This is a genomic window from Moorena sp. SIOASIH, from assembly GCF_010671925.1.
In the GTDB taxonomy this organism is placed as follows: Bacteria; Cyanobacteriota; Cyanobacteriia; order Cyanobacteriales; family Coleofasciculaceae; genus Moorena.
This window is the reverse complement of record NZ_JAAHIH010000005.1, coordinates 307,797-320,801: the sequence shown is the minus strand read 5'-3', so window position 1 is coordinate 320,801 and position 13,005 is coordinate 307,797. Positions and strand designations below refer to the sequence as shown.

Sequence of the window (13,005 nt, the reverse complement as noted above, 5' to 3'; positions counted from 1 at the left end):
CAGATGCAAACCCAAGACCTCCTAAAATCCCCTAATCGTCAAAAATTTGATGCAGTAGTTGATTCTAGCTGGAAACAAAAAGAAAACTCTGAGGTATATACATTTATTAAACGCCAACTCAAGTACTTCAATCTTGAACAGGAACTTGATATAGGCCAGATACTTTTTGAAGGCTGTCTTCGTGGCGTTAGCAAAATTGAATCTGGACAAGATATTCAAGACCCCTCAGACTGGCTAAAAGCTACCTGCTTCTACATAATCCTAGACCATATCCGAATCACTTACGTCTACAGCAGTTCTGACTGGCAGCTGACCACAAGCAATTGGGAGCAAGCATCGCAAGCGCACGCCATGGGCACCTACAACTAATGTGGCAACTAATGTGGCAACTGATGTGGTAATTCCTTGATGATCACAAGGGCTATAGTCATTAGGGTCACTCTTGGACAAATGTAAGTAGGGGCATACTAAAACACCCCTATGGAAAGATTTTTTATGCCAATTTGGCAACACAGCTCGGTAACCTCATTGTTTCATGGTTATACCCTTGATCAATTTATTTTCCCCTACCTACTTATCAATCTCACAAATCGAGACTTAATCGTCACTAAGTGAGTAATAGTGATCATAAAGTTTCTCAAATACAATTGAAATTCAGGGCATCATGTGCTTTTATTTTTACCGAGGAACTACACTATATGCAACCTAGAAAACCTCCAAAGTCCCCTAATCGTAAACAATTTGATGCCGCTGTTAATTCTATTTTAAACCAAAGAGATAAATCGGGATTGTTTGCATTTATTGAATTTAGACTCAAGCAGTTCAATCTTGAACACAAATTTGATATATTTGACATATTTATTGAAAGCTATATTCGCGGAGTTAGCAAAATTGAATCTGGACAAGATATTGAAAATCCATCAGCTTGGCTAAGAACAACCTGCTTAAATGTGATTAGAGAGCATTTTGCCAAGAAAGGAAAGCATTGGAAAAAAGAACGTGAGTTTAGCTCTATAGAATACCAGATTAGCTCCAATGATTCTTCCGATTATTTATCGGATCAATATGTCAAGGAAATACTGTCAGATATTAGACAACTAGTAAGTCCTCTAGATTTTGATATTTTTGTGTTACGAGTGATGGAGGAATTGTCCTGGATTGAAATTGAAGAACGCCTGAACTTAGCAAGTAATACAGCCTTGCGAAAACGATATCAGCGTATGAGGAAAGTTTTGAGAGACTATTTTTTTGATATCGACAACTCTATGCTCGAAGACTATGGCTTATCCTGAAGTAAGCATTCAGCCGTCAGCTGTCAGCCGTCAGCTTCAAATAAACCTCGTTCGCGGTAAGCATTCAGCCGTCAGCCGTTGGCCAAGGCCAAAGGCCACGCTACGGGAATGGCCACGCTACGGGAATGGCCACGCTACTTGAGGTGCCGTCAGCTTATTTTATTCAAAAGTCAAGTAGCACCATCTGTAGCCCATAAGCTGATAACTGATAGCACCATCTGTAGCACCATCTGTAGCCCATAAGCTGTAAGCATTCAGCAGTCAGCCGTCAGCCGTCAGCCGTCAGCTAAAGGCTCGCGCTGCTTGAGGTGCTTTGTGGCACAGGCCACAAGCGCTGTGACTTTACTCAGATTAAACCAATGCTTACCGGTTTTATTCAAAAGCTGATAGTTGCTAGCTGATAGTTGCTAGCTGATAGCTGAATGCTGATAGCTGAATGCTGATAGCTGAATGCTGATAGCTGATAGTTTATAGCTGAATGCTGATAGCTGAATGCTGATAGCTGAATGCTGACGTTATTCTTAAGGATTTCCAGTGAAACAAGCAAATTTATGACGTAGAGTTTCACTGGTCTTAGGTGATTTCTGGGAAACAAAGATTTCTAAATACTCTTCTAACTTAGCGATTTGGTTTTTATAGGTATCAATATCATTGTCACTCAGCCAGCTAAATTGTTTGGCTATAACTAGATCAGCTTTATCTATCAACAGGTTAAGGATTTCGTCAGCTTCAGCTAGTTCGAGGATCTCAGCCATACGGTTGCTGTCTGACACAGACAAAGTTGGACGCGCTGCCAGTTGGCAATACTCCAGCAATAGTTCCAATCGGCGTAGATTTGATTGGGTTGGGCTTTCTGTTGAGATCGTGTACATAGAAAATCTGTTCATGTCACACCACTTGTTACTTTGATTGGGCTTCAGTCTTGATTGGGCTTCACTACATTAGTGAGATTTTTTCTGTAATTAGGACAAGAATCCAAGGGATTTTACAGAAGCTTTATCTCTAAGAGGTTTTTTGTAAAGCAACCATGAAGGTTGAATGGGAAAGGTTGAAGGTTGATCAGGTTGAAGGTTGATCAGGTTGAAGGTTGAAGGTTGACAAGGTTGAAGGTTGAAGGTTGACAAGGTTGAAGGTTGAATGTTGAAGAGGTTGAATGTTGAAGGTTGAAAGTTGACAAGGTTGAAGGTTGAAGGTTGAAGAGGTTGAATGTTGAAGGTTGAAGGTTGACGGTTGAAGAGGTTGAAGGTTGAAGGTTGACAAGGTTGAAGGTTGAAGAGGTGGCAGGTTGAAGAGGTTGAAGGTTTAATAACCTGTAACCTGTAACCGCGTCACCTGTAACCAGCTAACCTGTAACCTTCAACCAGATAACCTGTAACCTTCAACCAGATAACCTGTAACCGCGTCACCTGTAACCAGCTAACCTGTAACCTTCAACCTGATAACCTTCAACCAGATAACCTGTAACCTTCAACCTGATAACCTTCAACCTGATAACCAGATAACCTTCAACCTGATAACCAGATAACCTGTTCCCTGTTCCCTGTTCCCTTTGCTATATGAGTTAGAATGTCTACCGTAGCTTGGCCAGTTTTTTGCCAACTAAATTCACTGGCTCTAGCAAGACCTGATTGGCGAAGATGCGATCGCATTTGAGAATCGGTTGCTAGTGCTGCCATGGCTGCTGTGATTTCCTCAGGGTTGTAAGGATTGATTAATATAGCGGCATCTCCAGCTACTTCGGGTAAGGAGGAGAGATTGGCTGTAATTACAGGAGTACCGCAAGCCATTGCCTCTAATACAGGGATACCGAAGCCTTCCCAAAGACTGGGGAATACAAATGCGATCGCATTTCTAATCATGGTCGGTAACTGGTGCTGAGGAACATATCCCAGGAATTTGACCTGACTGGATATATTCAGTTCCTCCGCTTGGGCTTCCAGCAATGGTGTGTAGCGTTTATCCGTTGCGCCAGCAATCCAGAGTTGGTAGTCCTGGCAATTGGGTAGAGCAGCGAAAGCCTCAATCAGCCGATGGAGGTTTTTGTGGGGGTCTGGCCGTCCGATGTAGATAAAATAGGGACAATTTTCCCGGTTTTCCCCATCTTTTCCACCATCTACTGTATCCACATAATAATATTGATTGGCATCGTAAGCCAGTAAGATCGGAGTGATTTTTGCGGCTGGAATCTTGAAGAAGTCAGTAAGGTCTCTAGCAGTAGCCCTAGAGTTACAGATGATGTGTTCTGCTTGAGCAAGAACTTGAGGGATATAGTAGCGTTGGTAGGTAGTTAAAGGTGAGAAACCCTGGGGAAACCGTAACCCAATCAAATCATGAACCATTACCACATAGCGGCAATTGGTAAATAGGGGAGCTTCTGGAACAGGAGAAAACAGAAGATGCGTTCGCAATTTTTTATAAATTCGCGGCAGTTGAAACTGAGTCCACAACAGACGGCGAAAATGTCCTTTCGTGCCTTGTTCAGGGCTTAAATTCCCTGGAATTGGGTAGCAAGTGTAGGTAGTAGCACTACAGAAACGGCTAGACGCAGTGGGGGAAATCAGTAGAGTAGGGTCGAGAGGTTTTAAATAAGGAAAAAGATTAGCGGCATAGTTAGCAATACCCGTGGGTTTGGAAAATAGAATCGAGAGATTGACCAACAACTGGCTCATAAGGAAATAATTAAGAATTAAGAATTAAGAATTAAGAATTAAGAATTAAGAATTGAGAATTAAGAATTGAGAATTGAGAATTGAGAATTAGCTATTTGTAAATGCTATATACTGCAATATTAATTATCATTTTAAGGGAATTATCCTCAAAACAAATACTTTACATCATAAGTGGGATAAACCCTATAATTTTTGTTGACTATTGTAATAACATTAACATTAATCAACCCCTTTCTGTTCCCGATTCCCTGTTCCCTGTTCCCTGTTCCCTGTTCCCTGTTCCCGATTCCCGATTCCCGACTCCCTACTCCCTACTCCCTACTCCCTACTCCCTACTCCCTACTCCCTATTCCCTTTACAACCAATTACCGACCAGAATAAAAGGTGCCCAAAACAGAGGTTCGTTAAACTTGGTATCCCCAATTAAATCTAGTTGGGCTTTCCTGACCGCTTCTGCTTTGGTGATTTCTGGCTGTTTTAGGTATTCGTAAAACTTGTTGATGAATATAGCAGTGGAGTCATCACGCACTTTCCACAATGTCCCTAAGGTAGAACGCGCTCCTGATTTAATGGCAAAACCCGCTAACCCTAACATGGCTTGATCATCCCCTTTAGCAGTTTGACAAGCACTAAGAACGAGTAAATCAATTTGGTCTTCTCCCAACAATTCTTGAGTACGCAGCAGTTGCTCTAATTCTTTGACATTAATTTTATTTTCCCAGGTTAGTATAAACGTCTCCTCAGCTTTGGAGCTAAACTGACCATGAGTAGCTAAGTGTATCACATTGGAGGTTTTAGTAGTTATTTCCTGGGAAACTCTATCGCTAGTGAATTCTTGATTGAGCATGACTGAGTCTGGGTTCAACCTTTTAGCAATTTGCTCAATTTCCTGTTTCACCCCTGGTAAAGCTTTAAAGCCTTGACGAGCTTCACTCAATCCCCCAGCAATGATACTAAATTTTTCTTTTCTTAACGGTTGTGGATCTAGCAGTTGCAAGCCTAGAGACAGGGAAATATTGTATTTTTCGACTAGATACTGCTCTCCATCGTGTAAGGCTGCCATCGGCAGTTTACGTAATTTGCCATCCAGGATAAACACGAGGGTTTTGGTATCCGTTAAAATTTGCTCTTGTTCCGCAGGTCGGATTAGCCAGTCATAAACTTTTTGGAGGTGGGGTAAGCGTTGGTCTTGCTTAAAGACAGGATGGAGGGAGCTCAAAAATCTGGTTAGGGTTTGATCCACCTCTGCTGCAGACACAGAAGTAGAATAATACCCAATGGGTTTACCGGGGGCGGAGACAATCACAGCTAAACGTTCTGGCAAAATAATCGGGTAAATTACTGTTGCCGACCTGTCAATCTGATCAATTTCGGCAACATTGGCATCTAAACAAGCTTGCCGGAAAAAGTTATCCAGTTCTGCTAATTGTAAATCCTCAATGACCTGGCGTGCTTTTTTTAGATACTCTTGACTAGGATTACCGTCTAGCAACAATTCTACCAGCTCTCGGTATACTGGTTCAACGCTTTTTCGGAAGGAAAACTGGATATCTGGATTAATGGAAACCAAATCACCGCGCAAGCTTTTTAAGTCTTTGACTGCTTCGGTATAAGCGGCGATCGCTTCGGTCGATTTTCCCTGTTTTTTGTGCAATTTTCCTAATTCCCAAGCCGCTTGGGAACTAATTTCCGTAGCGTTAATTTGTTGGGCAATAATTAAGGATTTTTGGGTAAGCTTGATAGCATCAGCTAACTGACCATTGCTACCATAAAGTTTGCCCCAGTGATAGAGGGCATAGGCTTCAGCTTGGGCATCCTTGAGTTTTCGGGCAGATTTAACCGCTTGCACAAGGATTTGATTGACTTGTTGGAGCGCTAATGATTTACCTTGGTTACCCATTTGTTGCCAACTAGCTGCTAAGTTTACTGCCCCATAGATAGAGGAGCGACTGGGCTGTAACTGGCTCAGTTGTTGGTAAATTCGGGGAGCGAGAGCATTAGCCTTTTGCCACTGTTCTAATTGGACATAAAGGCGTAGTTGGTTGAGCCGAGTTTTAAATTTTTCTTCTGGATTGGTAGTCGCTTTTTCTGCGCGTTTAAAGTAATCTAATGCTGCTGAATTATCTCCAGCATCAAGGGCTGTATTTCCTAAACTCAACAGGATAATGCCTAATTGGTTAGTGGCTTCCAGACCCTGAGCAATAGATAAACTTTGTTCGAGTACCTCTCTACTAGCGTTTACATCCCCCAACACTTGTAAAGCAATGCCTAAACTTCTGAGCATTCCTACTTTAACAGCAGAATCTTCTGTAGTTACTAATTGTTGATTAATCTCTTCGAGTAGATTTTTAGCACGATTATAAAATCCTAAGCTTTGGAGGGCTTCAGCTTGGTTAATTTTGCTAATCAAAGCACCAGTTTTATCTCCCGCTTGATCATAATACTTTTGTGCCCGTTGAAATGTTTCTAGGGCAGATTGGTTTTGTCCAGTGTGGAACAGGAGTCTGGCCTTGGTATTAAGAATTTGCGCCCACAGCAGAGGATTGTTACTGGTAGCTGATTCGACTAGATTAAGGCTGGATTCAATCGCGGTTTGGGCAAGGTCCCACTGACTGAGGTGTTGGTAAGCTAAGGATAGATAATTCAAACTCAAGGCTTGATGGAGAGAGTCACCCTGAGTTGCGTAATCTTGGGCTGCTTGTTCCCAGATTTCCGCTGCTTGGGCAAATTGTCCCCTGTTGAAATAGGCTCTGCCTTGGTTAAGTTTACTAAGTTTACTGGTAGGCTGAGGAGTTTGGGCTTGCAGGGTGGGAGGAATACTGACTTGGGGGTGGTGAGGGGATGCGATCGCTAAACTAGCTAAAGTAGGAGTAGCTGTCAGTGCTAGCAATAAACTGGGTAATCCGACGGTGACTAAATTTAGGATGGTTTTCATGATTCTCTTGGTAATAGATGGTTAAAGTAGGGTGGGCAAAGTAATTTAATCATTAATACTCCAAAAAACCAAACTGTTTTTGCCCACCTGACAAGCTTTACTAAAGCTAAATTTAAAGTAGGGTGGGCAAAGTAGTCTAATCATTAATACTCCAAAAAACCAAACTGTCTTTGCCCACCCGACAAGTGTCAGTTAAAGTAGGGTGGGCAAAGTAGTCTAATCATTAATACTCCAAAAAACCAAACTGTTTTTGCCCACCCTACAATTTAATCCTCTTTAATAGCACAAGTTGCTCGTAGAAAATCCCCAGCCTGGCTCGAGTTGACAACAGCGATTAGTTCCACATTACCTTGCTCATTAATAATCCAAGCATTAGCTTCCACTATCGGTGCTTTGGTATTAGTTTCTGGTTTATTATCTTCAGCTTCGGGTATGGCGCGCACTATGGATAGATCCGATATATCCCGCACATCCGATAAAATTTGCCCACCGGGCACCATAGCACTGGGGTCTTGGGGGATGCCACCCCGTCCGGTAATATAAAAACTACTGGTAGCAGTCCAACGGCAACCTTTAGCGATTTGTTGAGTGAGATCGCGCAGTTCTGTCGGTAGTTGAATTAAGCCATTAGCTGGATCGGAGTCAGGATTGTTAATGGTGATCAGGCCATTTACCCCAAACTCAGAACTAGCAGTAATGTCACTATCTGGAAACTCAAATAACCCTTGGGTAGTAATGGAAATATTTCCCCCATTGCCTAGATTAGCATTAGCGTTGATCAAGCTGCCTTCTATCAGAGTCACTAAATCGGAGTTAATGGTAATATTGCCGCCATTACCATCGTTATCAGCTTCTGTGGTAATGGTGCTGCCATTACGCAATAGTAAACCGTTTGTGATCTCCAGCTCAATATTGCCTTTGTTCCCATCGAAGGTGGAGGCGGTGATACTAGCACCATAATTAAGGTTGATGGTATCAGCCTTGATAAATAATTCTCCCCCATCACCAAATCCTCGATTTCTGACCCTAATTTGGGCATCTTGGCTATCGGGATCCCCTGAGAGAGTTAACTCGGAAGTGTTAATCGTGATTTGGCCAGCATTAGCAGTGGGGATGGGAGGTACTCCAAATCGTCTTTGGAATCCATCACTAGGACGTGGTACAGTAGTGGCAATTAGAGTGGTGGTAGAAGGAGTTGTCAGGGTATCAAGTAAGGTTACCGACTCCGAAGCATTGATAGTAATACGACCAGCATTACCAGAACTAAAACCAGAAGCAACAATTACTCCACCATCCTTGATCAGCAATCTTGCGGTATTTACCTCCACAGTACCCCCATTACCTTTACCTAAAGAGGAAACACTAACTACGGCCTCCTGGTTGACACCTGAAATTAAACCCACTATCTCGATCGATTCCGTAGCATTGAGGGTTATATTACCCCCATTACCGTCGCCAGCAGCAAAAGCGAAAATGTCTGCTATTGCTAATCTCAATTGATTAGTGGAGATGGTAATATTTCCTGCTGTTGCCTCGCTGAAGCTCAAAGAACTTATCCTACTATGGAAATTCCTCGGATTATTAGGGGTAAAACCCATCATATCTACTGATTCAGAAGCAACGATTTTGATATTCCCTGGCGAACCTGAACCAAAACTGTTGATCAATAGATTTGCTCCTCCAAAGACTTTTAAATTTTTGGTAATAATGTCTAGATCTCCCCCTTTACCACTCGATATGGTGAGGTTAGCCACAAAGGTATTGATACTACCGTTGGCATCATTCTCTCCAATAGTGACACTTTCGGTACCATGAAGTATGGTATCGCCAGCATTCTGAGTTCCTTCATTCTGAGTTAGTATGCTGGAGTTATCTCCTACTGTAATGGTTGCTCCCCTCAATCGGATCGAGCCAGCGGTGTCGCCACTGGTATCAAGGAGGGCGCTTTCGGTCAGTTGAATGTCCCCTAAGTTTGAGAGTTGACTCAAGTCCAGATCCCAGCCGGATCCTACCGGTGTTAATTGCACCATCGCACTAGAATTATTGCTTCCTACTGCTGCCATTTCGATTTGTCCTCCTTCTGCCGAGAGCAAACCACCCCTGAGGCTAATGTCTCCTCCTACCAAGGCTAAAGTATTGCCCGGTTGAACCTGTAATTGGGAGCTAATATTACTGCGATCAAAAGATGCGAAAATACTGCCATTGAGGGTTTCTCCTGGACCAGTTACTGTAATATTTCCCGGATTTGTTCCCATCTGTAAACCAGGAGTAATATTAATGGTTAGTAACGGCGCTTGGTTTGGTTCAGTGGCACTAAATTCAATCCCATTTCCAAATACTACACTCTCGGCAGTAGTGGCGAAAAATGAACCTCCTATATTCAAGGAAGCATTTTGCCCAAAGATAATCCCAGCTGGATTAATCAGAAATAAATTAGCGTTACCATTAGCGCGAATCAAGCCGTCAATATTAGAAATATTCCCTCCGGTGACACGGCTAAATATATTCACAATATCAGCAGCATTGTTAAAAAAGGCTGACCCGTTGCTGGGTACAGAAAATTCCGAGAAGCTATGAAATAGATGATCTGAAGCCCTGACCCCAGATTCAATCAAGAAATTCACCCCATCATCACTAGTCACCGTAGTGGATAAGGTGCCATCACTGCTGATTTGGGCAGTGGCGATGTTGGGGATGAGGACACTAGAGACTAAAAGATGGCCGAGTAAATAGCATCGCTGAATAGTTTGATTCATCAACTTGACCCTGGTGGCTGATGTAACTTCGGTTTGAGTGGGATATGGTTATTTTTCCCATCAGCGATGGTCAAACTTACAAATCGTCAGCCGTCAGCTCAAGTAGGGTGGGCAAAGTCATCTAATCATTAATACTCCAAAAAACCAAACTGTCTTTGCCCACCTTACCAGTAATCAGCTAAAGTAGGGTGGGCAAAGTAATTTAATCATTAATACTCCAAAAAACCAAACTGTTTTTGCCCACCCGACAAGCTCTACTAAACCTAAAGTAGCTAAAGTAGGGTGGGCAAAGTAATTTAATCATTAATACTCCAAAAAACCAAACTGTTTTTGCCCACCCTACAAGCTCTACTAAACCTAAAGTAGCTAAAGTAGGGTGGGCAAAGTAATTTAATCATTAATACTCCAAAAAACCAAACTGTCTTTGCCCACCCTACAATCTAATCCTCTTTAATCGCACAAGTGGCTCGTAGGAAATCGAGCGCCTGGTTCGAGTTGACAACAGCAACTAATTCCACATTACCTTCCTCATTAATAATCCAAGCATTAGCTTCCACTATCGGTGCTTTGGTATTAGTGTGTGCTTTACGATCTTCAGCTTGGGGTATGGCGCGCACTATGGATAGATCAGATATATCCCGCACATCCGATAAAATTTGGCCACCCCGCACCATAGCACTGGGGTCTTGGGGGATGCCACCCCGTCCGGTAATATAAAAACTACTGGTATCAGTCCAACGGCAACCTTCAGCAATTTGTTGAGTGCGATCGCGCAGTTCTGTTGGTAATTCAATTAAGCCGTTAGCGGGGGTGTAAGGATTGTTAATGCTGATCACCCCATCTACCCCAAACTCAGAACTAGCAGTAATGGCACGATCACGAACAAATAAGCCTTGGGTAGTAATGGAAATATTTCCACCATTGCCTCGATTAGCATTAGCGTTGATCAAGCTGCCTTCCATCAGAGTCACTAAATCCGAGTTAATGGTAATGTTGCCACCATTACCTGTTCCTCCTGCTTCTGTGGTAATGGTGCTACCGTTGCGTAATAGTAAGTTGTCTGTGATTTGCAGGTCAATGTTACCGCCTTCACCGGATTGAGTCGAGGCGTTGATAGCAGCTTGATTGTTCAGAAAAATCTGACCAGCATTGATTTCTAAAGCACCTGCATTACCTGTGCCATCGTTCCTTACCGTTACCTGCGCTCTATCTGTAACTCTCAAAACTGGTGTGTTAATAATAACGCTACCAGAATCTCCACTGGGGATAGGAGGTAATCCCAATTGCTGTTGTAGAACCTCATCTAAGACATGGGCACTGGAGAGAATTAAACTACCATTGACTGACCCTGGTACAGTACCACTCACCTCAACCGACTCCAAGGCATTAATAGTTATAGTGCCAGCTACACCACTATTAAAGGTAGAAGCATCAACCCTTGCGCCATCTTGGAGTAACAATCTGCCAGTATTAATGATTAAGTTACCAGCTTTCTGTGTACCACTTACAGAAGTACTGAAGGCACTAACATTAAAATTATTAACATTGAAGCCAATTAGTTCAGTTGATTGAGCATTAATGATGATATCTCCCCCTTGACCACTTCCCAAAGCTGTAGAGACGACAATTCCTCCATTTCTGACCCTCAATTGCTCAGTGAACAGGGTGATATTTCCTCCGTCACCAATGTCAACAGCTACAGAACGCAACTGTTGACCATCAATGGTCAATTGCTTGGTAGAGACGGTAATATTTCCAGCAGTGCCAGCACGCCAGGTTGAGGTTGTTATGTCACTGCCATTGGTAGGATTAATTGGAGAAAATTCCCGAAGTTGTATCGATTCAGTAGCATTAATCGTGATGTCACCACCCCTTGCAGGAGTAAACGTTCTTGAAGCAATTCCTGATCCCTGAGAAAGCAATAAGTGCTGGCTAGAGATCACAATATCGGCGGCCTTTCCTTCTTCAGGGGCCTCTCCTCTTGCAATCGTTTCTGTTAATAAAACGCTACCTAACTCTCCATCATTGTTATCGGTTCCAATCAACTTGACTGAATCAGAAGCAGTTAGGTTAAGTGTTCCTCCAGGCTGTAAACCTCGATTTTGCAGGAGCATTCTGGAACCACCCAGCAAGGAAATGTTTTGTCCGTGTACTTGAATAGAACCACTGCCTTGACCACTAGCATCTGCTAGCGCCAGAGAGAGCAGCTCCACATTACCAAAGCTTTGCACTGCTTCGTAGCTAAATTGCCAGGTTTCCGAGGTTTGAGTGAGATTAACCAATCCCTCTCTGACACTAGCTAACTCAATTAATCCCGAATCCGCCGCTATTATGCCTCCATCTAAGGTAATCTCACCGCCAATTAGAGCAAGGGTATTGCCAGCACCAACTCGCAAACCTGTGAAGCTGGTTACAATAAAAGGATTTTCTCTGGCGATGGTATATCCTGGACCAACTACTGTAATATTTCCCGGATTTGTTCCCATCTGCAAACCAGGGGTAATATTAATCGTTAATAACGGCGCTTCGTTTGGTTCAGTGGCACTAAATTCAATCCCATCTCCAAACACTACACTCTCCGCAGTAGTGGCAAAAAATGAACCACCTATATTCAAGGAAGCATTTTGCCCAAAGATAATCCCAGCTGGATTAATCAGAAATAAATTAGCGTTACCATTAGCACGAATCAAGCCGTCAATATTAGAAATATTCCCGCCGGTGACACGGCTAAAGATATTGACAATATCCGCAGCATTGTTAAAAAAGGCTGACCCGTTGCTGGGTACAGAAAATTCCGAGAAGCTATGAAATAGATTATCTGAAGTGCGTACCCCAGATTCAATCAAGAAATTCACCCCATCATCACTATTCACGGTAGTGGATAAGGTGCCATCACTGCTGATTTGGGCAGTGGCGATGTTGGGGATGAGGACACTAGAGACTAAAAGATGGCCGAGTAAATAGCATCGCTGAATAGTTTGATTCATCAACTTGACCCTGGTGGCTGATGTAACTTCGGTTTGAGTGGGATATGGTTATTTTTCCCATCAGCGATGGTCAAACTTACAAATCGTCAGCCGTCAGCTGTCAGCCGTCAGCTGTCAGCTAAAGTAGGGTGGGCAAAGTAATTTAATCATTAATACTCCAAAAAACCAAACTGTTTTTGCCCACCTTACCAGTAATCAGTTAAAGTAGGGTGGGCAAAGTAATTTAATCATTAATACTCCAAAAAACCAAACTGTTTTTGCCCACCTTACCAGTAATCAGTTAAAGTAGGGTGGGCAAAGTAATTTAATCATTAATACTCCAAAAAACCAAACTATTTTTGCCCACCCTACAAGCTAAAAACTGAT

At 42.8% G+C, this 13,005-nt stretch carries 10 protein-coding genes; 4 read left to right on the top strand and 6 right to left on the bottom strand.

The annotated features are described in order from the left end of the window. The first annotated feature begins 3 nt into the window (after positions 1-3). The 3 genes from F6J90_RS28465 (at position 4) to F6J90_RS28455 (ending at position 1,434) form a co-directional block, all read left to right on the top strand. Positions 4-369, top strand: a complete 366-nt coding sequence (locus F6J90_RS28465; RefSeq protein ID WP_293101414.1) for a hypothetical protein — start codon at positions 4-6, stop codon at positions 367-369. Positions 370-698: 329 nt separating this feature from the next. Next, positions 699-1,292 carry a sigma-70 family RNA polymerase sigma factor gene (locus tag F6J90_RS28460; RefSeq protein WP_293101412.1) on the top strand — a complete coding sequence of 198 codons (594 nt, stop codon included), beginning with the start codon at positions 699-701 and terminating at the stop codon, positions 1,290-1,292. Then, positions 1,279-1,434, top strand: a complete 156-nt coding sequence (locus F6J90_RS28455) for a hypothetical protein (RefSeq protein WP_158517633.1) — start codon at positions 1,279-1,281, stop codon at positions 1,432-1,434. The genes F6J90_RS28460 and F6J90_RS28455 overlap by 14 nt, the downstream gene beginning before the upstream one ends. A 379-nt stretch (positions 1,435-1,813) precedes the next feature. Here the strand turns inward: F6J90_RS28455 and F6J90_RS28450 are convergent, their stop codons facing one another. The 3 genes from F6J90_RS28450 to F6J90_RS28440 form a co-directional block, all read right to left on the bottom strand. Then, positions 1,814-2,164 carry a hypothetical protein gene (locus F6J90_RS28450; RefSeq protein ID WP_293101407.1) on the bottom strand — a complete coding sequence of 117 codons (351 nt, stop codon included), beginning with the start codon at positions 2,162-2,164 and terminating at the stop codon, positions 1,814-1,816. 187 nt (positions 2,165-2,351) lie between these two features. Further along, a complete protein-coding gene (locus F6J90_RS28445) occupies positions 2,352-2,552 on the bottom strand; it encodes a hypothetical protein (RefSeq protein WP_293101404.1) in 201 nt (66 codons plus the stop codon). Between the two features lie 245 nt (positions 2,553-2,797). Then, positions 2,798-3,961 (bottom strand): glycosyltransferase family 1 protein, encoded by a 1,164-nt coding sequence (locus tag F6J90_RS28440; protein ID WP_293101401.1) that lies wholly within the window; start codon positions 3,959-3,961, stop codon positions 2,798-2,800. Positions 3,962-4,156: 195 nt separating this feature from the next. On the opposite strand from F6J90_RS28440, the gene F6J90_RS28435 reads away from it, so the two are divergent. Next, positions 4,157-4,342 (top strand): hypothetical protein, encoded by a 186-nt coding sequence (locus F6J90_RS28435; RefSeq protein WP_293101398.1) that lies wholly within the window; start codon positions 4,157-4,159, stop codon positions 4,340-4,342. On the opposite strand, the gene F6J90_RS28430 is transcribed toward F6J90_RS28435, so the two are convergent. From F6J90_RS28430 to F6J90_RS28420, 3 genes are all read right to left on the bottom strand, one after another. After that, positions 4,317-6,896 (bottom strand): CHAT domain-containing protein, encoded by a 2,580-nt coding sequence (locus F6J90_RS28430; RefSeq protein WP_293101395.1) that lies wholly within the window; start codon positions 6,894-6,896, stop codon positions 4,317-4,319. The two genes, F6J90_RS28435 and F6J90_RS28430, sit on opposite strands and share 26 nt — an antisense overlap. Positions 6,897-7,162: 266 nt before the next feature. After that, entirely contained in the window at positions 7,163-9,652 is a 2,490-nt protein-coding gene (locus tag F6J90_RS28425) for a filamentous hemagglutinin N-terminal domain-containing protein (RefSeq protein WP_293101392.1), read from the bottom strand. 440 nt (positions 9,653-10,092) lie between these two features. Further along, the gene (locus F6J90_RS28420; protein WP_293101390.1) at positions 10,093-12,639 is read right to left on the bottom strand and encodes a filamentous hemagglutinin N-terminal domain-containing protein; all 2,547 of its coding nucleotides are present in this window, start codon (positions 12,637-12,639) and stop codon (positions 10,093-10,095) included. Positions 12,640-13,005: the final 366 nt, after the last annotated feature.